We start from the raw sequence: 20,786 nt of genomic DNA on the forward strand, positions 1-20,786 counted from the left end.
TCCCCCGGGTGTTCCGCCCGGGCCGCCAACCCGAGAAAGCTGGACCGCGATGAGCCCGAACACCGTCACCGACCGCTACGAAGGACGCCGTGCACTGGTCACCGGCGGCGGTTCCGGCATCGGGCAGGCCACCGTGCTTCGCCTGCTCGCCGAGGGCGGCCACGTCGTCGCCGCGGACGTCAGCGAGGCCGGTCTGAAGGACACCGCCCAGAAGGCGGGCGCGGGGCTCGGGCGGCTGACCACCCTCGTCATCGACATAGCCGACGAGGCCTCGGTCACCGAGGGCGTCACCGCCGCGGTCTGCGCGCTCGGCGGCCTGGACGTCCTGGTCAACGCGGCCGGCATCCTGCGCTCCTCGCACACCCACGAGACGAGCCTGGCCGAGTTCAACCAGGTCGTCGCGGTCAATCTGACCGGCACCTTCCTGATGATCCGCGAGGCGATCCCGGCGCTGCTCGAAGGCCGTGGCGCGGCGGTCGTCAACTTCAGCTCGACCTCCGCGGTGTTCGCCCACCCCTACATGGCGGCGTACGCGGCCAGCAAGGGCGGCATCCAGTCGATGACGCACGCGCTCGCCGCCGAGTACGCCAAGCAGGGCATCCGCTTCACCGCGGTGCAGCCCGGTTCGATCTCCTCCGGCATGACCGACGGCACCGGCGCCTCCCGGGCGAGCGTGGGCCCGGGCCTGCCCGCCGACGCCGACATGTCGCTCTTCGTGAAGCTCGCCCCGGCGATCGGCCAGGGCTTCGCAGGACCGGAGACGGTGGCGTCGGTGGTCGCGATGCTGGCGAGCGACGACGGCCGTTTCATCACCGGCACCGAGGTCCGCGTCGACGGCGGAACGCACTTCTGAGCCACCCGCGCCCGGGCGGCGAGACGCGCCCCGCGCCCCGGACGACGCTCGCGCGCCCGCCCCGGACGACGCCCTCGTGCCCGCTCCCGCGCGCAGCCCCGCTCAGCCCGTGCCGAAGCGTTCCCACAGGCGGGGGTAGCGGGAGGCGAGCGCCGTGTCGTCCTCGAAGTCCAGCGCGGTCCCCTCCGGCTCGTCGGCCTGGGGCGGGATGCCGAGGTCGGGGGCGACGACTCCGGTGAGCTGCTCATACGCCTCGTCGGCCGCGTAGCCGAGTTCCTCGCCGTCGCCGTCGACCTCCTCGTCGAACTCCCCGAGCAGGTCGGCCAGGGCGTCGGGGTCGTGCAGCGCGCCCTCGAAGACCTCGCGGCCCTGGCCGATGAGCCAGCAGCGGAAGTAGTCGAAGGTGTCGTCGCCGGCCCCGTCGAGCAGCACCGCCGCGGCGCCCCACAGGTCCCAGCGGTAGGCGCGGTTGTAGCGCGCCTCGAAGTGCCGGGCGAAGTCGAGCACGGAGTCGGGGTCCAACTGCACCAGCCGTTCCACGAGCAGGTCGGCCTGTTCCTCGGGGTCGCCGTCGGCGGCCTCGCGGGTACGGTCGACGATCTCCCAGAACTCCGTCTCGTCCATCACGGATCCAGCATCGTGGGTGGCGGGAGGCGGCGCACGCGGAGCGGCGCTTTTCGTCCGGTTGCCACGCCGGGCCACCCCTGGCACACCTGTCGCCCCCCTCGGGGCCGTGTCGTGCGGCCCGTGGCGGGCAAGGGCGGAGGGGGTACCCGGGGGGCGCGCTACTGGCCGGGCCATTCGTCCAGCGGGCGCAGTGGTGTCGCCACCGTCTCCCAGCGCGAGTCGAACCAGGCCTGGGCCTGCTGGAACTCCGCACGCTCCAGGGACCGGGCCCCGTTGCCTTCGAGGGTGGCCGGGAACAGGGTGTCGCTGTGCAGTTCCAGCACCTCTATGGACGCGGCGTCCACCAGGATCCGGGTCTTGCGCAGGAAGTAGTAGCCGGTCAGCATCTGGGTGCCGTTGATGAGGTAGCGCTTCTCGCCGGGCACCGTCGGCAGGACCCGGATCTCCACGGACACCGACCCCACCGTGCCCTCCTCGGCCAGCTGTGTGAGCGAGTGGTGGAGCGCCTCCGCGTACATCCGGATGACCCGGCGCAGCCGCCGCAGCGGGCGCAGGTCCTCCGGGTCGTCGAGGTGGCGGGGATAGGGGTGGTGGGTGTCCAGGTCCGGCACCAGGACCCGGACCCGGATCGACCGCGGCGCCGGGCGGTCGCCGAGCCCGATGAGTTCGGCCTGCTGTTGGACGGCCCGGGACAGTTCCTCGGTGTGCAGCGACCAGACGTCGAGGGAGACATGGGGCGCCTCGAAGGCGCGGGAGATGTAGTAGACCAATGGTCGCCCGATGGCAGCCTGGCGAGCCACCCGGGCACCCCGGCCCGAGACACCCTCCTCCAGGAGCTGCTCGTCGCGCAGCAGTTGGAGCGCCTTCTGCACGGTGCCGCGTCCGCAGTGGAAACGGCGCATGAGCTGCTCCTGTTTAGGCAGCCCCTCGCCGGGCGCCGGCACCCCGTTCTGGATGTCCTGGCGCAGCGCGTCGGCGACCAATCGGTAGCGGGGGATCTCCCCGGCGTCGTCCCGGTCGGCCCCGGTGGTGTGGGTCGTCACCCACAGAGGCTACAACTCGCGGTCAGGACAGGACAGATGGTTGTGCCGACCGGTCAACTGCCGTACTTGACCGGCTGGTTGAGCCGGTTGGCCGGGCAACTTCCCATTGGCATAGTCGTGTTGGTCGATATGCAGCCGGTTGACCATAGATGGCAGCCATTCAGTCCGGGTAGGAGGAGGGAACACAATCGCCTGCCAATGAGGTTGCGATCGTCACTCACGCGGTCCGCGGCGGCGACAACCGGAGGAGGTGTTCCATGGGACTGGAGACACGCGTGCGAATCGTCCTCGAACTGCTGTCGAACGCTGGTGTGGTGTCGCTGCTCGGGCCGTCGGGCCTGCTGGTGCTCGCCCTGGGTGTGCTGCTCGCGAAGGGCGGCGGCGAGACGGGCGGCGAGGGCGGCGAGCAGCCGGCGACGGTTCCGTCCGGGCCGCGCACCAACCTCGTGTGCGTGGCGGCCGTGCTCGTGGTGGTGCTGCTGATCGCCGCCCGCTGACCGCACGGCCGGCCCGTGTGGCGCCCGCTCCGGATCCGGCTCAGTTCGGGTCCATGGGGCGGGCGATGGTGTTCCACAGCGAGTCGAACCACTGCTGGGTCTGCTCGACATAGCCGCGGGTGACCTCGTCGTCGTCGACCACGGTGTGCCGGAAGAGCATGCCTTCCACGCCGAGCATGTCGTAGATCTCGATCGGGGTCCGGTCGAGATCCACCGTGCGTTCGGTCACCTGGTAGTGCCCGGCCAGCACCTCGCGGCCGTTGAGGATGTAGACCTTCTGCGTCGGTGTGATCGACACCTTGCGGGCCTCGACCGTCACGTCCGGGACCAGGTCGCGGACCTTGAGCATGCGCAGTGAATGGCGCAGCGAGCCGTAGATGTGGTTGCTGGTGATCCGCAGCCGCTCGCGCGCCCTGGCGTTTCCCAGATCGCCGACCACCTGCGGCAGGGCCAGCGGAGCCTCGGCGTCCGGCAGCAGGATGCGCACCGCCACCCGGCGCGGGCCCGCGCCCTCGGCCTGCACGGTGACCAGCGGACCGGCCAGCGCCGATGCCAATGTCTCGCCATTGAGGCAGTACGCGTCGATGGTCACCTCTTCCTCGCGGAAGCACTGCGCCACCCGCTCGCCGAGGAAGATCCCGGCCGGCCGCGGTGCGTGCCGGCGCGGCCCGGGCACCTCGTCGCGCCGAGCCGGAACCCGGCCCGCGCCGGGGCGGGCCACCGTGGGCGGGGTGCCCTGCTGGGCCCGCCTGATCAGGCCTTCGCGCTCCAGGAGTTCGACCGCGCCGCGGACCGCGCCGCGCGGCACCGAGAAGCGCTCGCTGAGCTGCGCCTGGGTCGGGATGTGTTCACCGACCCGCAGCTCCCCGCCGGAGATGAGGGCCCGCAGGCCGTCGGCGACCACATCCCGCGGACGACGCCGTCCATCGGTCGAAGCGCTGATTCCAGGCACGGCCCCAGACTACAACGCCCTGCCATTGACGGCGAGTTGTCTGTCATGAACGGTCCGTGCCTGCCAATGCACTGTCGTGCGGCCCGAGTTGGGGTCTTCTGATACCGGAACGTACGCCCCGGCACCGTCAACTACGCCGGGTTCAGGGCGATCACGCAGAACGCACCGCCCTGCGGGTCGCGCAGCACGGCGAAGCGGCCCGGTGGGATGGTGGTCGGAGGGACGTGGATCTCGCCGCCCAGCGCGCGGGCCTTCGCCGCGGTGGCGTCACAGTCCTCGACCCGGACGTACACCATCCACCGCGGCGGCGCCTCGGGCGGGAAGTCGTCGGTCATCCGCATCATGCCGCCGAAGCTCTCGCCCTCCAGCTGCCATTCGGTGTACTCGGAGGTGCCGTAGGGCTCGGCGTCGCCGCCCCAGCCGAAGACCGCCCGGTAGAACGTCTTCGCCCGGTCGGGGTCCCGGGTCAGCAGCTCGAACCAGGTCATGCTGTTGGGCACGCCGGCCACCCCGAAGCCCTTGTGCTCCTTGGGCTGCCACACGCCGAAGACCGCGCCCTCCGGGTCGGCGAACACCGCGAGGCGGCCGGAGTCGAAGACGTCCATGGGGCCGGCCACGATCGTTCCGCCGTTGCCGGTCACCAGCGCGGCCGTCGCGTCGGCCGACTCCACCTGGTAGTACGCCAGCCAGGCCACCGGCTGCCCGGGCGCCATGCAGGGTCCGTATCCGCCCGCGTACTGATCGCCGAGCAGGAACATGCCGTAGCCGCCGGCCTCCTCCATCGGCACGTCCGCGCCCTGCCAGCCGAAGAGGCCGCCGTAGAAGGCCTTGGCGCCGGACACGTCGGTCGTGGACAGATCGGCCCAGGCGGGCGCGGAGGGACGGTTGTAGATCTTCATGCGGTGCTCCCGGAGTCGTGCCGCCCCCGGTCGCCCATTCACGCACGGGTGCCCCGCCCCGGCAATCGGGACGGGGCACACGTGCGTACCGGGTGCGGCCTACAGGCCGTAGCGCTCGCGCGCCTCCTTCACGGCCGTGACCGGGACCTCGCCGCGCTTGGCGAGCTGGGCCAGGGCCGCGACGACGATCGACTGGGCGTCGACGCCGAAGTGACGGCGGGCCGCCTCACGGGTGTCGGAGAGGCCGAAGCCGTCCGCGCCGAGCGAGGAGTAGTCCTGCTCGACCCACTGCGCGATCTGGTCGGGGACCTGGCGCATGTAGTCGGAGACCGCGAGGACGGGGGAGTCCACGCCCTCAAGTGCCGTGCGGATGAAGGGAGTTCGCTCCTCGCCGCGCAGCAGGGCCGCATCGGCTTCGAGGGCGTCGCGGCGCAGCTCGGTCCAGGAGGTGGCGGACCACACGTCGGCGGCGACCCCCCACTCCTCGGCGAGCAGCTTCTGGGCTTCGAGCGTCCAGTGGATCGCCGTGCCGGAGCCGAGCAGCTGGATGCGCGGGGCGTTGCCAGGGACGGTGACGCCCGCGGACTCCGCCGTGTTGAAGCGGTACAGGCCCTTGATGATGCCCTCGTCGATGCCCGCGGGCTTCGCGGGCTGCGGCATCGGCTCGTTGTAGACGGTGAGGTAGTAGAAGACGTCCCGGTCCTCACCGGGCGCCGCCTCGCCGTACATCCGGCGCAGACCCTCCTTGACGATGGCCGCGACCTCATAGGCGAAGGCCGGGTCGTAGGAGAGGGCCGCCGGGTTGGTCGCCGCGATCACCGGGGAGTGGCCGTCGGCGTGCTGGAGGCCCTCACCGGTCAGGGTGGTGCGGCCGGCGGTCGCGCCCACCAGGAAGCCGCGGCCGAGCTGGTCGCCGAGCTGCCACATCTGGTCGGCCGTGCGCTGCCAGCCGAACATCGAGTAGAAGATGTAGAACGGGATCATCGGCTCGCCGTGCGTGGCGTACGCGCTGGCGGCGGCGATGAAGTCGGCCATCGAGCCGGCCTCGGTAATGCCCTCGTTGAGGATCTGGCCGTCCTTGGCCTCGCGGTAGTACATCAGCTGGTCGCGGTCGACCGGCTCGTACGTCTGGCCCTTGGGCGAGTAGATGCCGAGCGAGGGGAAGAGCGACTCCATGCCGAAGGTGCGGGCCTCGTCCGGGACGATCGGGACCCAGCGCTTGCCGGTCGTCTTGTCGCGGATGAGGTCCTTCATCAGCCGGACGAACGCCATGGTGGTGGCCATGGACTGGCTGCCGGAGCCCTTGTCGAACGCCGCGAACGACTTGTCGGCCGGGGCCGGCAGCGCCTCGATCGCGTGGCTGCGGCGGGCCGGGGCCGGGCCGCCGAGCGCCGCGCGGCGCTCCTGGAGGTAGCGGACCTCGGGGGAGTCGGCGCCGGGGTGGCCGTAGGGGACCTGGCCGTCGACGAACTGGGCGTCGGAGATGGGCAGTTCAAGAAGGTCACGCATGTTCTTGAACTCGTCGTTGGTGAGCTTCTTCATCTGGTGGTTCGCGTTCTTGGACGCGAAGCCCTCACCCAGGGTGAAGCCCTTGACGGTCTGCGCCAGGATCACGGTGGGCGCGCCCTTGTGGGACAGGGCGGCCTTGTAGGCGGCGTACACCTTGCGCGGCTCGTGGCCACCGCGCGAGAGGTGGAAGCACTCCAGGATCTTGTCGTCCGAGAGCAGCTTCGCCATCTCGACGAGCGCCGGGTCCTTGCCGAAGAAGTCCTCGCGGATGTAGGCCGCGTCGCGCGTCTGGTACGTCTGCACCTGGGCGTCGGGGACCTCGCGCAGGCGGCGTACGAGGGCGCCGGTGGTGTCGAGCTGGAAGAGCTCGTCCCAGGCGCCGCCCCACAGCGACTTCACGACGTTCCAGCCGGCGCCGCGGAACTGGGCCTCCAGCTCCTGCACGATCTTGAAGTTGGCGCGGACCGGGCCGTCGAGGCGCTGGAGGTTGCAGTTGATGACGAAGGTCAGGTTGTCCAGACCCTCGCGGGCGGCGAGCGCCAGGGCCGCCGTCGACTCGGGCTCGTCCATCTCGCCGTCACCGAGGAACGCCCACACGTGGGAGTTGGAGACGTCCTTGATGTTCCGGTTGGTGAGGTACCGGTTGAAGCGCGCCTGGTAGATCGCGGAGAGCGGGCCGAGTCCCATGGAGACGGTCGGGAACTCCCACAGCCAGGGCAGCCGGCGCGGGTGCGGGTAGGACGGCAGGCCGTCGCCCGCGGACTCCTGGCGGAACTTGTCGAGGTGCGCCTCGGTGAGGCGGCCGTCGAGGAAGGCGCGGGCGTAGATGCCGGGCGAGGCGTGGCCCTGGATGTAGAGCTGGTCGCCCGATCCGTCGCCCTCCTTGCCGCGGAAGAAGTGGTTGAAGCCGGTCTCGTACAGCCACGCCGCGGACGCGAAGGTCGCGATGTGGCCGCCGACGCCGTACTTCGAGCCGCGGGTCACCATCGCGGCCGCGTTCCAGCGGTTCCACGCGGTGATCCGGCGCTCCATCTCCTCGTCGCCGTCGATGACGGGCTCCGCGGAGGACGGGATGGTGTTGACGTAGTCCGTCTCCAGCAGCTTCGGCAGGGCGAGGCCCGCGCCTTCGGCGTGCTGGAGCGTGCGGCGCATCAGATACGCGGCCCGGTGCGGGCCGGCGGCCTTGGCGACGGCATCGAGGGAGGCCGCCCATTCGGCGGTCTCCTCGGTGTCACGGTCCGGGAGCTGGTCGAGCTCGCTCGGAAACTTGGCTACGGGGTCGATCATGATCGCCGCCTTCCGGACAGGAGGGGGGTGGAGAAAAGGGGGCCTTTGTCTGGCAGGACGGGGCCTTGGACCGGTGAGTCCGCCGTTGACTGTAAGCCGACGATCGATGATCGATCAAAGCGTTGAGCCAAAAACTTCTTCGAATCCGGAAAGTCGGCACAGGGTGCCGCGAAAAAGGGCACCCGGTGCCTTGGAATGGCAGGTGCTTCTCGCTCCGCCCCGCAGGTCAGGCGCTACGCGGCGCACACCCCAGGACATGGGCCTTCACCAGCGGGCCGATGGCCGGATCCCGTCGCCGGAAGGCCGCGACGAGATCCTCGTGCTCCTCGGCGTACGACTTCTGCACGGTGCCGAGCCAGCGGATCGACAGGGCCGTGAACACCTCGATGCCGAGCCCCTCCCATGTGTGCAACAGCACACTGTTGTCGGCCGCGCGCACCAGTTCGCGGTGGAAACCCACGGTGTGGCGCACCTGCGCGGTGCCGTCCGCCGCCCGGTCCGCCTCGTACAGGGCCGCCACGTGCGGCTCCAGGGCCGAGCAGTCCCGGGCGAGCCGCTCCGCCGCCAGCTCGGCCGCGATCTGCTCCAGACCGGCCCGCACCGGGTAGCTCTCCTCCAGATCGGCCGCGCTCAGATTGCGCACCCGTACGCCCTTGTTGGGGGCCGACTCGATCAGGCGCAGGCTCTCCAGCTCCCTGAGGGCCTCGCGCACCGGCGTCTGGCTGACCTGGAGCTCCACCGCGATGCGCCGCTCCACGATCCGCTCACCGGGCTTCCAGCGCCCGCTGACGATCCCCTCCACGATGTGCTCGCGGATCTGCTCGCGCAGCGAGTGGACGACGGGCACGGTCATGGGGATGGCTCCTTAAGGCGAGCGGTGACGTGCCAAACAATACGGCCGCGCCCCCGCCCGGAAGAGTCCGAACGGGGGCGCGGCCGCTGGTGAGACGAGTGTTACAGCCGTCCCAGGGTGCCTTGGAGAGCCTTACAGGCCGAGCTCGACCTCGAACTCGCCGGCTTCCAGGATCGCCTTGACCGTGGTCAGGTAGCGGGCCGCGTCGGCGCCGTCCACCAGACGGTGGTCGTAGGAGAGGGCCAGGTACGTCATGTCGCGGACGCCGATGACGGTGCCCTCGGCGGTCTCGATGACCGCCGGACGCTTGACGGTGGCGCCGATGCCCAGGATGGCGACCTGGTTCGGCGGCACGATGACCGTGTCGAACAGCGCACCGCGCGAGCCGGTGTTGCTGATGGTGAAGGTCGCGCCGGACAGCTCGTCCGGGGTGATCTTGTTGCCGCGGACCTTGCCGGCCAGCTCGGCCGTGGCCTTGGAGATGCCGGCCAGGTTGAGGTCGCCCGCACCCTTGATGACCGGAGTCATCAGACCCTTCTCGGAGTCCACGGCGATGCCGATGTTCTCCGAGTCGAAGTAGGTGATGGTGCCCTCGTCCTCGTTGATCCGGGCGTTGACGACCGGGTGGGCCTTCAGCGCCTGGGCCGCGGCCTTGACGAAGAACGGCATCGGGGACAGCTTGACCCCCTCACGGGCGGCGAAGGCGTCCTTCGCCGCGTTGCGCAGCTTCATCAGCTTCGTGATGTCCACCTCGACGACCGTGGTGAGCTGCGCCTGCGAGTGCAGGGCCTTCATCATGTTGTCGCCGATGACCTTGCGCATGCGGGTCATCTTGACCGTCTGACCGCGCAGCGGGGACGCCTCGACGGACGGGGCGGCCTTCTGCGGCGCGGCGGGGGCGGCGGCGGCCGGTGCGGGAGCCTTGGCGGCCTCCGCGGCGGCGATGACGTCCTGCTTGCGGATGCGGCCACCGACGCCGGTGCCCTTGACCGCGCCCAGGTCCACACCGGACTCGGAGGCGAGCTTGCGGACCAGCGGCGTGACGTACGCGCCGTCGTCACCGGAGGTGGCGGCGGGGGCGGGCGCCTGAGCGGCCGGGGCGGGCGCCGGGGCGGCCGGAGCCGGAGCCGGGGCGGCCGGAGCCTGGGGCGCCGGAGCCGGAGCGGCGGGCGCGGCCGGGGCCTGGGGCGCCGGAGCAGCGGCCGGGGCGGGCGCCGGAGTGGCGGCCGGAGCCGGGGCCGGGGCGGCCGCGGGAGCCGGGGCGGCCGGAGCCTGAGCGGCGGCCGGAGCCGCGCCCGGGGCGCCGATGACGGCGAGCTTGGCGCCGACCTCGGCGGTCTCGTCCTCGCCGACCACGATCTCCAGGAGCACACCGGCGACCGGCGCGGGGATCTCGGTGTCGACCTTGTCGGTGGAGACCTCGAGCAGCGGCTCGTCCTCGGCCACCTCCTCGCCGACCTCCTTGAGCCAGCGGGTGACGGTGCCCTCGGTCACGCTCTCGCCGAGCGCGGGAAGGACGACGTCGGTGCCCTCGGCGGAGCCGCCGCCCGAAGCGGCCTCGGCCGTCGGGGCCGGAGCCGGGGTCTCGGTCTCGGTGGACGGCGCGGCCTGCGGTGCGGGGGCCTCCTGGGCGGGGGCCTCCTGCGCCGGAGCCTGCTGCGCCGGGGCGGACTCGGCGGCCGGCGCACCGGAGCCGTCGTCGATGATGGCGAGCTCCGCGCCGACCTCGACGGTCTCGTCCTCGGCCACCTTGATGGAGGCGAGGATGCCGGAGGCGGGGGCGGGGATCTCGGTGTCGACCTTGTCGGTCGAGACCTCGAGCAGCGGCTCGTCGGCCTCGACGCGCTCGCCCTCGGCCTTCAGCCAGCGGGTGACGGTGCCCTCGGTGACGCTCTCGCCGAGCGCCGGAAGGGTTACGGAAACCGACATGGTTTCGGTTGCTCCTTACGAATTGCGGGAAGTGGTCGTCGCGCCCGAGGGGCTACTAGTCGTGGGAGTGCAGCGGCTTCCCGGCCAGGGCCAGGTGGGCCTCGCCGAGCGCCTCGTTCTGCGTCGGGTGCGCGTGGATGAGCTGCGCGACCTCGGCCGGCAGAGCCTCCCAGTTGTAGATCAGCTGGGCTTCGCCGACCTGCTCGCCCATACGGTCACCGACCATGTGGACACCGACCACGGCGCCGTCCTTGACCTGGACGAGCTTGATCTCGCCCGCGGTCTTGAGGATCTTGCTCTTGCCGTTGCCCGCCAGGTTGTACTTCAGAGCGACGACCTTGTCCGCACCGTAGATCTCCTTGGCCTTGGCCTCGGTGATGCCCACGGAGGCGACCTCGGGGTGGCAGTACGTCACCCGGGGCACGCCGTCGTAGTCGATCGGGACGGTCTTGAGACCGGCCAGCCGCTCCGCCACCAGGATGCCCTCGGCGAAGCCGACGTGCGCGAGCTGGAGCGTCGGAACGAGGTCGCCGACGGCGGAGATGGTGGGCACGTTGGTGCGCATGTACTCGTCGACCAGGACGTAGCCGCGGTCCATCGCGACGCCCTGCTCCTCGTACCCGAGGCCCTGGGAGACCGGGCCGCGGCCGATGGCGACGAGGAGGACCTCGGCCTCGAACTCCTTGCCGTCGGCCAGCGTCACCTTCACACCGTTGGCGGTGTACTCGGCCTTCTGGAAGAAGGTGCCCAGGTTGAACTTGATGCCGCGCTTGCGGAACGCGCGCTCCAGGATCTTGGAGCTGTTCTCGTCCTCGACCGGGACGAGGTGCTTGAGGCCCTCGATGACGGTGACGTCGGTGCCGAAGGACTTCCACGCCGAGGCGAACTCGACGCCGATGACGCCGCCGCCCAGGATGATCGCGGACTGCGGGACGCGGTCCAGGGTCAGCGCGTGGTCGGAGGAGATGATGCGGTTGCCGTCGATCTCCAGGCCCGGCAGCGACTTCGGCACGGAGCCGGTCGCGAGCAGGACGTGGCGGCCCTGGACGCGCTGGCCGCCCACGTCCACCGAGGTCGGGGAGGACAGCCGGCCCTCACCCTCGATGTAGGTCACCTTGCGGGAGGCGACCAGGCCCTGGAGTCCCTTGTACAGGCCCGAGATGACCTCGTCCTTGTACGCGTGGACCGCGTTGATGTCGATGCCCTCGAAGGTGGCCTTGACGCCGAACTGGCCGGCCTCGCGCGCCTGGTCGGCGATCTCGCCGGCGTGCAGCAGGGCCTTCGTGGGGATGCAGCCGTTGTGCAGGCAGGTGCCGCCGAGCTTGTTCTTCTCGATCAGTGCGACGTCCAGGCCCAGCTGCGCTCCGCGCAGGGCCGCGGCGTAACCGCCACTGCCACCGCCGAGGATCACTAGGTCGAAAACGGTGCTGGCGTCGTTCGCCACGTCACGTCCTCCATGCATGTGCGCCGGGCGCGGTCGTCGATGACCGGCGGCGGCTGGTATCGGCCGCTTGTCTTCGGCCCTGTGGTGGGGGCCCTGTCCTGCCGAGAACCCATCTTCGCACTTGTTGACGGAAGGCGGGACGCGGGGCCGGTGTCTGAGACCGCTGATCGTCGGGCACGGCGGTCTCAGGAGTGACTCCACCACCACGCCCCGGCGTGCGGATTTCGTCGACAGCGAAATCCGCCGAAGCGTGACGGTACGGAGCGTGAACACGGGCGGCCCCGCGCGTATGCCCGGGGCCGCCCGTGTGTCGGCTGTGCGCGAGCCGTCAGCCCAGGTCGCCCGAGGCGGTGCGCTCCGCCAGACGGACCAGGGTGCGCACCGAGGAGCCGGTGCCGCCCTTGGGGGTGTAGCCGTGCGGGGCGCCCTCGTTGTAGGCGGGGCCCGCGATGTCGAGGTGGGCCCAGGTGATGCCCTCGCCGACGAACTCCTTCAGGAACAGGCCGGCCACCAGGCCGCCGCCCATCCGCACGCCCATGTTGGCGAGGTCGGCGGTGGGGGAGTCCATGGTCTTGCGCAGGTTCGCCGGCAGCGGCATCGGCCAGGACTGCTCGCCGGACTCCTCCGCGATCTCGTGGATCGCGGTGCGGAAGGCGTCGTCGTTGGCCATGATGCCGAAGGTGTGGTCGCCGAGCGCCAGCACCATCGCGCCGGTCAGCGTGGCCACGTCGACGATCGCGTCCGGCTTCTCCTCGGAGGCCTTCCACAGCGCGTCGGCCAGGACCAGGCGGCCCTCGGCGTCGGTGTTGAGGACCTCGACGGTCTTGCCGCTGTACATGCGCAGCACGTCGCCGGGGCGGGTGGCCGAGCCCGACGGCATGTTCTCGGCGAGCGCGAGCCAGCCGGTGACGTTCACTTCGAGGCCCAGGCGCGCGGCCGCGACGACGGCGGCGAACACGGCGGCGGCGCCGGACATGTCGCACTTCATCGTCTCGTTGTGACCGGCCGGCTTGAGCGAGATGCCGCCCGAGTCGTAGGTGATGCCCTTGCCGACGAGCGCCAGGTGCTTGGCGTTCTTGGCGTGCGTGTACGTGATCTTCACCAGGCGGGGCGGGTTCTCGGAGCCGACGCCGACGCCGAGGATGCCGCCGAAGCCGCCCTTCTCCAGGGCCTTCTCGTCGAGCACCTGGACCTTGAGGCCGTGCTCCTTGCCGGCGGCCGAGACGACCGCGGCGAAGGCCTCGGGGGTCAGGTCGTTCGGCGGGGTGTTGATCAGGTCGCGGGCGCGGTTCATCTCCTCGGCCACCGCCAGCGAGCGCTCGACGGCGGCCTTGTGTGCCTTGTCGCGCGGCTTGGCGCCGAGCAGGGTCACCTCGGCGAGCGGGCCCTTGGCGTCGGGGGCCGTCTTGTCGGCGGACTGGTAGGCGGTGAAGGCGTACGCGCCCAGCAGGGCGCCCTCGCCGATCGCCTCGATGTCCTCGGCGGCCTCGATGGGCAGCGCGAACGCGGCCTTCTTGATGCCGTGCAGGGCGCGCGCGGCGTTGCCCGCCGCGGTGCGCAGCACCTCGGCGTCGTAGGCCTCGTCGGCCGCGGGGGCGGTGCCGAGACCGACGGCGAGGACGAACGGGGCCTTGAGGCCGGAGGGCGACACGGCCTTGGTCACCTCACCCTCGGCACCACGGGCGCCGAGGGTCTCCAGGACAGCGGCGAGCTTTCCGCTAAACGCCTTGTCCACGGCCTCGGCGCCGGGCGCGACGACCAGCCCACCCTTGGGGCCCGCGGCCTTGGCGACGCCGACGACGAGGGCGTCGGCGCGCAGCGTCGCCGCACCGGCAGTGCTGAGAGTCAGAGCAGTCACGGTGGTGAGATCTCTCTTCCTTGAGAATCTTTGGGGAGTGTTCGACCGTCGGATGGCCCGGCCGGGGCCCCGCACATCGTATTTCGGGCGGTCGAGCACCAGCCACGAGCCTACGCGCGGTGACGGAGTTCGATAGCGGCGGCGGTAATTCACTCATCCGTGGTGTCTCTTTCATGTTTGGCCCGCATTCTCGCTGAGAGCTCCGTCACACTCACCTCGATCGGGCACAGGGGACACGGTGCCCCTTTGCATCATCACCACAGGCTCTCCCGGCGCGTTCCGTGTGCGGAGAGCCTCATGAGGGGGGACATATGAAGGCGAAGGCCTTGAAACTGGCCAGATCGCGGGTGGCGCTCACGGCGCTGCTGGCAACCGGCCTGCTCGGCACGGCCGTTCCGGCCGCGGGCGCGGCGGCCACGGTGCTGCCGAGGATCGATCTGAAGGTGCTGGTCCTCGACGACGGGGGGAGCGCGGTCGGCGCCCTCGTCGCCGAGCTGAAGAACACCGGAGTCCCGTACCAGACGGTCGCGTTGGGCGCCGCGGGGCGGCCGACCGTCAACGCCGCGTTCCTCAGCGACTACATCAGCGGCCGTCCGCACGCCAAGTTCCAGGGCGTCATCGCGCCCAACGAGATCCCGTTCGGCGCCGCCGACGCTCCCGAACAGGCCGCTCTGGCCGCCTACGAGAAGACCTTCGGGATCCGCCAGATCGACGCCTACACCTGGGCCCACCCCGAGGTCGGGCTCGACTACACCGACCAGAACGGCGGCTGGTCCGGCGTCCTGGACGGAGCGAAGACGCAGCTCACGGCGGCCGGCAAGGCGGCGGCCTTCGGCTATCTGGACGGGCCGCTCACCTTCGAGGACAACGACCCGGCGGTGCCCGAGAGTTACGGCTACGCGGCCCACCCCCGGGACGGCTTCACCAGTTATCTGGACGCCCCCACCGGCGGCAGCATGCTCGGCCAGTACGCCCACGACGGCCGCAGCGAGCTGGTCGTCACCTTCGCCTACAACCAGTACCAGCAGCAGTTCCAGGCGCTGGCCAAGGGCATGGTGGAGTGGGTCACCCAGGGCGTGCACCTGGGGCAGAGCCACAACTACCTGTCGATGCACGTGGACGACGTGTTCGCGCCCGACGCCCGCTGGGACACCGTCAACAACTGCACGCCCGGCGACTTCGACTGCCCCGCGGGCGGCGCCGCGAGCACGGACATCCGGATGACGGCGGCCGACGCCCAGTACGCCGCGCAGTGGGAGCAGACCAGCGGCTTCACGCTCGACATGGTCTTCAACGCGGGCTCGGGCGAGGAGTGGAAGTCGGAGAACGGCGGCACCGACGCGCTCACCGCCCAACTCCTGGCCGACAAGGCCAAGTTCCGCTGGATGAACCACACCTACACGCACGAGTTCCTCGGCTGCGTCCAGGACAACACCGTCGTGCCGTGGCAGTGCAAGAAGAACGCCGACGGAAGCACCCAGTGGATGAGCCGGGCCGACATCTCGGCGCAGATCTCGCAGAACTACAACTGGGCCGTCCAAAAGGGCCTCCCGGTCGACAAGAGCGAGATCGTCACCGGTGAGCACTCCGGCATGAAGGTCCTGCCGCAGCAGCCCGACGACAACCCGAACCTGGCGGGCGCCTTCGCCGACAACGGGATCAAATGGGCCGGCAGCGACGCCTCGCGCGAGCCGGACCAGCGCGCGGTCGGCGCCACCCAGACGGTGCCCCGGCACCCGATGAACGTGTACTACAACGTCGGCAAGGCCGCCGAGATGACCGACGAGTACAACTGGCTGTACACCTCACGGGCCAACGGCGGAAGCGGCGTCTGCGAGGACAACCCGGCCTCCACCTGCATGCCCGCACCGCTGGACACGGCCACCGGCTACGCGTCGTACATCGTGCCGCGGGAGGCCAAGACCGCGCTCTCGCACGTGCTGTGGAACGACCCGCGCCCGACGTACGTCCACCAGTCGAACCTGGCCGAGGAGCGGATCCTCTACCCGGTCCTCGACCGGATCCTCGGCGACTACAAGGCGCTGTACGCGGACAACGCGCCGATCGTGAACCTGCGCGAGAAGGACGCGGGAACCGAGTTGGGCCGCCGGGCGTCCTGGGACAAGGCGCTCGCGTCCGGTTCGGTGACCGCCTACCGGATCGGCACCGCCGTGACCGTCCAGGCTCCGAAGGGGGTGGCCGCCCCGGTCACGGCGCCGGAGGGCACCGTCAAGCAACTGCTCCTCGGCACCGCCGTTTTCGGGACGCCGTACGCGGGCGAGCGCTCCGACTGGACCTCGCCCGAGGCGCTCCAGTCGGCGATCACGCTGAAGCTGCCGGCCTGACCGACCGCTCGATCGCCAGGGTCTGTCCGGCGGGTCCGGTCGCCCGTCGGCGGCCCGGCACCCGGACGCCGTGAACCACAGGGCGTCCCGGGGGCGGGACCCGCCGGACAGACCTTGTACGCACGACCGCTTGTCCTGGGGGGACATTCATGCCGAGCAGTGGCCGTCATGTCACCATGCTCACAGAGGGCACATATCCGCATATTCACGGGGGTGTGAGTACCTGGTGCGATCAGCTCGTCCGCGGGATGCCGGAGGTCGACTTCCAGGTCGTCGCCCTCACCGGCAGCGGCCGCGAGCCGGTCACCTGGGAGCTTCCCGCCAACGTCTACCGGCACACGGCCTTCGCGCTGTGGGGGCCGCAGCCCGGCAGGCGCCGGCCGCTCCTCGGCAAGGAGCGGCGCCGGTTCACCGACACCTACGAACGCTTCCTGCTCGCCCTGCTCGACCCGGAGTCCGGCTGTGACTTCGCCTCGGCCCTGTACGGCCTGGCCGAACTCGCCCGGGCCGGGCGCCTGTCGGCGGCGCTGCGCTCCGAGGCGGCGCTGAAGTCGCTCATGTGGATCTGGAGCATGCCGCACCTGGCGCTCTCCCGGGCGCGGCCCACCGTGCACGACGCCCTGACCGCGACCGACCTCCTGGAACACGCCCTGCGCCCGCTCGCCGCCCGCATCCCGGCGGACAGCGTGGCGCACGCGGTCAGCAGCGGCCTGGCCACGCTGCCCGCGCTCGCCGCGCAGCACTTCGACCAGGTGCCGTTCCTGCTCACCGAACACGGCATCTACCTGCGCGAACGCTATCTCGGCTACCGCACGGCCCAGCAGAGCTGGCCGGTGAAGGCGGTGCTGTTGAGCTTCTACCGGGAGCTCAACACCCTGGGATACCGCAAGGCCGACCTCATCACCCCCTGCAACCAGTACAACCGCCGCTGGGAGGAGCGCGGAGGCGCCCCCTCCGAGCGCATCCGCACCGTCTACAACGGCGTCGACCCCGACCTGTTCCCGCACGCCGGACCCGACCCGGCGATCCCCACCCTCAGCTGGTGCGGGCGCATCGACCCGATCAAGGACCTGGAGACCCTGATCCGGGCGTACGCCATCGTGCGCGCCGAACTCCCCGACACCCGGCTGCGGTTGTACGGGGGAGTGCCGGCCGGCGGCCAGGACTACAAGACCCGTCTGGAGAAGCTGGCCGCCGAACTCGGCGTCACCGACGGCATCTCCTACGAGGGCCGCGTCACGGACGTCGCGAGCGCGTACGCCTCGGGCAGCGTCGTGATGCTCTCCAGCATCAGCGAGGGCTTCCCGTTCTCCCTGATCGAGGCCATGTCCTGCGGGCGGGCCACCGTCTCCACGGACGTCGGAGGGGTACGGGAAGCGGCCGGCGACGCGGGGCTCGTGGTGCCGCCACGGGAGCCCGCCGTCATGGCCGAAGCCGCCATCGGACTGCTCCGCGACCCCGCGCGCCGCACCGAACTGGGCGCCGCCGCCCGTCAGCGCGTGATCGACAAGTTCACCCTGCACCGGTCGGTGGACGGCTTCCGCCGCATCTACCGGGAACTGGCCGGACACCTCGAACCCGAGCCCGCGCGGGCCGAGTTCAGGCCCGAGGACGACTGGACGCTGCAACTCGCGGCGCCCTGGTACCGCGAGCTGTCCCACGACGGGGCGGCCGGCACGCTCGGCGGGGTGGCCCGATGAGCGGATCCCTGTGGATCGGCGGGGAGGAGGGGCAGGACACCCTGCCCTTCATCCCCCGCCAGCGCACGGCCCGGTCGCCCGAGGGCGACGCCGTGGCCGAACTCGCCCTGCGCCTTGAGGACTTGATAGCCGTGGCCGTCCACCCGGACGAGATAGCCGCGATCATGGAGTCCGACGGCATGACCGACGCCCGGATACACGCCGTCTACGGCCATCCCGACTCCTTCTCGCTCGCCGAGGAGCTCTACGGCCGGGTCGAGCGCCACTACCCGGCCGCCCCGGCCCCGCCCCCCGAGCCCTGGCACACCCACCTCGGCTCCTGCCTCCTGCGCGGCCTCGTCTTCGCCCTGCCGGGCCTCGCCTACGTCCTGGGGGCGCCCCTGCTGGCCGGGCCGCCCGCCGAGTTCGGCCTCCCCTCCGGGACGCTCGCCCTGCTCGCCGGGACCGTCACGGGCTGGGTGTGGAACCAGTCGCTCTCCCACCGCGCGCACTCCTGGCTCAGCCTCGCCGACCGCCCCGCCGCCGTCCGCGCGCTGCGCCTGGGCGCCCCGCTCGGCGCCGCGCTCAGCGCCCTGGCCGCTGTCGCCGCGGCCGGCCCGAACGACCTGGACGCCGCCGTGTTCGCCGCCGGCCAGTGCTGTTACCTCGCGGCGGCCACCACGCTGTTGGTGCTGGGCCGCGAACGCCCGCTGTTCTGGGCCCTGTTGCCCCTCACCCTCGGCCTCGTACCGGCAGTCGCGGCCACCGTGGGCCCCGCGCTGCTCCTGGGCTCGCTTCTCGCCGCGGTGACGCTCGCCGTGCTCGCGCTGCGCGGCGAGACGGCCGGGCCCGGCCCGCGGGGCGCGGTCTCGCCCCGGCTCGCCGCCTCCGTCCCGTACGGCCTGTTCGGCCTCGGCGCGGGCATCCTCGTGCTGTACGCCGCCCTCGGCGACCTCTTTCGGCACGACTCCACGGGCATGGTCGCCGGGCCGTCCGCGGTCGCCCTCACGCTGAGCATGGGCCCCGCCGAATGGCTCCTGCACCGCTTCCGCGCCGAGAGCCTCGCGGGCCTGCGCGCCACGTCGAGCGCGCGGGGATTTCGCGGTTCGGTGACGGCCACCGTCTCGCTCTGCCTCCTCGCCTATCTCCTGACCCTGGCCGCGCTCGCCGAGGCGGGCACCCGGCTGTGGCCGGACGCCCCCGCACTGAGCGGCATCCGTCTGGCGACGCTGCTCATGATCGGCGCGGTGCTGTGGACCGGGCTGCTGCTCCAGTCGTTCGGGGCGGCGCCGGGAGCGGCCGTGGTGTGCTGCGCGGCGGCCCTCGCACAGACCCTGGCCCTGCTCCTGGGCGCGCCGCCCGAGGCGGGCCTGGTGGTCTCGGGCGGCGCGGTCGCGCTGCTGGCCGCCATGGCGTGTGTCCTACTGGGAAGGGCGAGCGCCCACCGCCCATGAACGCCGCCGCCCATGAACGCCGCCGCCCATGAACCCAGCCATCCATGAACCCCACCGCCCATGAACCCCCCACCGAGCCCTCCGAGAACCCCGAGCGCGCTGCGAGGCAGCACATGAGCAGACTCCTGGTGCCCTACTACGAGCACCCGGCCGAGCGCCCCGACGCCTGGGACGCGCTGATCGCCGCCGCGCCCTCGCTGTATGGGGTCGTCCTCAACCCGGCCAGCGGGCCCGGGAGTTCACCCGACGCCGCGTTCGCCGCGGTGGCCGGCCGGCTGCGCTCGGCGGGCGTGCGGGTGCTCGGCTACGTGGACACCGCCTACGGCCGGCGCCCGCCGCAGGACGTGGTGCGCGAGGCGGTGCGCCACCACCAGTGGTACGGGGTGCACGGGCTCTTCCTCGACCAGGCGGCCACCAACGCCCAGCAACTGCCGTACTACGCGGACCTGCGGACCGCGCTCGCCGCCACCCAGGACACCTATGTCACGCTCGTCCTGAACCACGGAGCCGACCCGCACCCCGGCTACGCCAGGATCGCCGACCTCCTCGTCACCTTCGAGGGCCCCTGGTCGGCGTACCGGCCGACCGGGACGGCCGGACCCGACACCTGCCACCTGGTGTACGAGGCGCCGCCCGACGCGGTCGCCCAGGCCCCGGTCCACTGCCTGGTTCCCGGTCAACTCCCGCACCCCTGGGGCACGTTGCCGCACCTCCCGGAGCCCGCCCGGTGAGACGCGCGCTCCTCCTGCTCGCCCCGCTGCTCCTGCTCGCGGCGTGCACCTCCTCCCCGGACGGGCCCGACGAGGGGGACGGCGCGGACGGCGGGAGCACCAGGCCTCCCGCCCCCTCGGGCCCGCACTGGAAGCCGAAGCCGGGCCTGACCTGGCAGTGGCAGCTCAAGGGCACCCTCGACGCAACCGTGGACGTCCAGGTGTACGACATCGACGCCTTCGACCAGAGCGCGGCGGCCGTCGCCGATCTGCACCGCCGGGGCCGCAAGGTCATCTGCTACGTCTCGACGGGCGCCTGGGAGAACTGGCGGCCCGACGCGGCGCGGTTCCCCAAGGACGTGCTCGGCAAGGGCAACGGCTGGGACGGCGAGCGCTGGCTCGACATCCGCCGCACCGACGTCCTGGAGCCGCTCGTCGCCGCCCGTCTGGACATGTGCCGGGCCAAGGGCTTCGACGCGGTCGAACCGGACAACATGGACGGCTACCGCAACGACACCGGCTTCCCCCTCAAGGCCGCCGACCAGCTCCGCTACAACGAGCTGGTCGCCCGCCTCGCCCACGACCGGGGGCTCGGGGTGGGCCTGAAGAACGACCTCGACCAGATCCCGCCGCTGCTCGCCCACTTCGACTTCGCGGTCAACGAGCAGTGCGCCCAGTACCACGAGTGCGACCGGCTCACCCCGTTCGTCGCCGCGGGCAAGGCCGTCTTCCACGTCGAGTACGAACTCCCGCCCGCCCGGTTCTGCGCCCAGTCGAAGAAGCTCGGCCTCAGCTCGATGGCGAAGAAGTACGACCTCCAGGTCTGGCGCGACCCCTGCTGAGGCTG

General features: G+C 71.5%; 16 protein-coding genes. 7 read left to right on the forward strand and 9 right to left on the reverse strand.

The features are described 5' to 3' along the window. Nucleotides 1-49: 49 nt before the first annotated feature. A complete protein-coding gene (locus DWB77_RS27425; RefSeq protein ID WP_120724060.1) occupies nucleotides 50-853 on the forward strand; it encodes an SDR family NAD(P)-dependent oxidoreductase in 804 nt (267 codons plus the stop codon). A gap of 102 nt (nucleotides 854-955) precedes the next feature. On the opposite strand, the gene DWB77_RS27430 is transcribed toward DWB77_RS27425, so the two are convergent. Both DWB77_RS27430 and DWB77_RS27435 read right to left on the reverse strand, forming a co-directional pair. Next, nucleotides 956-1,477 carry a DUF4240 domain-containing protein gene (locus tag DWB77_RS27430; protein WP_120724062.1) on the reverse strand — a complete coding sequence of 174 codons (522 nt, stop codon included), beginning with the start codon at nucleotides 1,475-1,477 and terminating at the stop codon, nucleotides 956-958. A 161-nt stretch (nucleotides 1,478-1,638) separates the two neighbouring features. Continuing rightward, nucleotides 1,639-2,523: a winged helix-turn-helix domain-containing protein gene (locus tag DWB77_RS27435; RefSeq protein WP_120724064.1), complete on the reverse strand. Its 885-nt coding sequence runs from the start codon at nucleotides 2,521-2,523 to the stop codon at nucleotides 1,639-1,641. Nucleotides 2,524-2,780: 257 nt separating this feature from the next. On the opposite strand from DWB77_RS27435, the gene DWB77_RS27440 reads away from it, so the two are divergent. Next, on the forward strand, nucleotides 2,781-3,020 hold the full coding sequence (locus DWB77_RS27440) for a hypothetical protein (RefSeq protein WP_120724066.1): 240 nt from the start codon (nucleotides 2,781-2,783) through the stop codon (nucleotides 3,018-3,020). A 40-nt stretch (nucleotides 3,021-3,060) separates the two neighbouring features. Here the strand turns inward: DWB77_RS27440 and DWB77_RS27445 are convergent, their stop codons facing one another. The 7 genes from DWB77_RS27445 to DWB77_RS27475 all read right to left on the reverse strand — a co-directional run bounded on the left by DWB77_RS27445 (nucleotide 3,061) and on the right by DWB77_RS27475 (nucleotide 13,751). Next, nucleotides 3,061-3,972, reverse strand: a complete 912-nt coding sequence (locus tag DWB77_RS27445) for a GntR family transcriptional regulator (RefSeq protein ID WP_120724068.1) — start codon at nucleotides 3,970-3,972, stop codon at nucleotides 3,061-3,063. 131 nt (nucleotides 3,973-4,103) lie between these two features. Further along, on the reverse strand, nucleotides 4,104-4,871 hold the full coding sequence (locus DWB77_RS27450; protein WP_120724070.1) for a VOC family protein: 768 nt from the start codon (nucleotides 4,869-4,871) through the stop codon (nucleotides 4,104-4,106). Nucleotides 4,872-4,970: 99 nt separating this feature from the next. Further along, nucleotides 4,971-7,667, reverse strand: a complete 2,697-nt coding sequence (gene aceE, locus DWB77_RS27455; RefSeq protein ID WP_120724072.1) for a pyruvate dehydrogenase (acetyl-transferring), homodimeric type — start codon at nucleotides 7,665-7,667, stop codon at nucleotides 4,971-4,973. Between the two features lie 226 nt (nucleotides 7,668-7,893). Next, nucleotides 7,894-8,520, reverse strand: a complete 627-nt coding sequence (locus DWB77_RS27460) for a GntR family transcriptional regulator (RefSeq protein ID WP_120724074.1) — start codon at nucleotides 8,518-8,520, stop codon at nucleotides 7,894-7,896. A 132-nt stretch (nucleotides 8,521-8,652) separates the two neighbouring features. Continuing rightward, nucleotides 8,653-10,449 carry a 2-oxoglutarate dehydrogenase, E2 component, dihydrolipoamide succinyltransferase gene (gene sucB, locus DWB77_RS27465; RefSeq protein WP_120724076.1) on the reverse strand — a complete coding sequence of 599 codons (1,797 nt, stop codon included), beginning with the start codon at nucleotides 10,447-10,449 and terminating at the stop codon, nucleotides 8,653-8,655. A gap of 55 nt (nucleotides 10,450-10,504) precedes the next feature. Then, nucleotides 10,505-11,893 carry a dihydrolipoyl dehydrogenase gene (lpdA, locus tag DWB77_RS27470; RefSeq protein WP_162952633.1) on the reverse strand — a complete coding sequence of 463 codons (1,389 nt, stop codon included), beginning with the start codon at nucleotides 11,891-11,893 and terminating at the stop codon, nucleotides 10,505-10,507. Nucleotides 11,894-12,221: 328 nt separating this feature from the next. Further along, nucleotides 12,222-13,751, reverse strand: coding sequence for a leucyl aminopeptidase (locus DWB77_RS27475; protein ID WP_120724080.1), 1,530 nt, complete (start codon nucleotides 13,749-13,751; stop codon nucleotides 12,222-12,224). A gap of 311 nt (nucleotides 13,752-14,062) precedes the next feature. On the opposite strand from DWB77_RS27475, the gene DWB77_RS27480 reads away from it, so the two are divergent. The 5 genes from DWB77_RS27480 (at nucleotide 14,063) to DWB77_RS27500 (ending at nucleotide 20,781) form a co-directional block, all read left to right on the forward strand. Then, nucleotides 14,063-16,096 carry a hypothetical protein gene (locus DWB77_RS27480; RefSeq protein ID WP_246033659.1) on the forward strand — a complete coding sequence of 678 codons (2,034 nt, stop codon included), beginning with the start codon at nucleotides 14,063-14,065 and terminating at the stop codon, nucleotides 16,094-16,096. A gap of 149 nt (nucleotides 16,097-16,245) precedes the next feature. Further along, nucleotides 16,246-17,796, forward strand: coding sequence for a GT4 family glycosyltransferase PelF (pelF, locus tag DWB77_RS27485; protein ID WP_120724082.1), 1,551 nt, complete (start codon nucleotides 16,246-16,248; stop codon nucleotides 17,794-17,796). Beyond that, the gene (locus DWB77_RS27490; protein WP_120724084.1) at nucleotides 17,793-19,229 is read left to right on the forward strand and encodes a hypothetical protein; all 1,437 of its coding nucleotides are present in this window, start codon (nucleotides 17,793-17,795) and stop codon (nucleotides 19,227-19,229) included. Before pelF ends, DWB77_RS27490 begins: the two co-directional genes overlap by 4 nt. Before the next feature lie 113 nt (nucleotides 19,230-19,342). Further along, nucleotides 19,343-19,960: a spherulation-specific family 4 protein gene (locus DWB77_RS27495; RefSeq protein WP_120728324.1), complete on the forward strand. Its 618-nt coding sequence runs from the start codon at nucleotides 19,343-19,345 to the stop codon at nucleotides 19,958-19,960. Beyond that, entirely contained in the window at nucleotides 19,957-20,781 is an 825-nt protein-coding gene (locus DWB77_RS27500) for an endo alpha-1,4 polygalactosaminidase (RefSeq protein WP_120724086.1), read from the forward strand. Before DWB77_RS27495 ends, DWB77_RS27500 begins: the two co-directional genes overlap by 4 nt. Nucleotides 20,782-20,786 lie beyond the last annotated feature (5 nt).

Source organism: Streptomyces hundungensis (genome assembly GCF_003627815.1).
GTDB lineage: Bacteria > Actinomycetota > Actinomycetes > Streptomycetales > Streptomycetaceae > Streptomyces > Streptomyces hundungensis_A.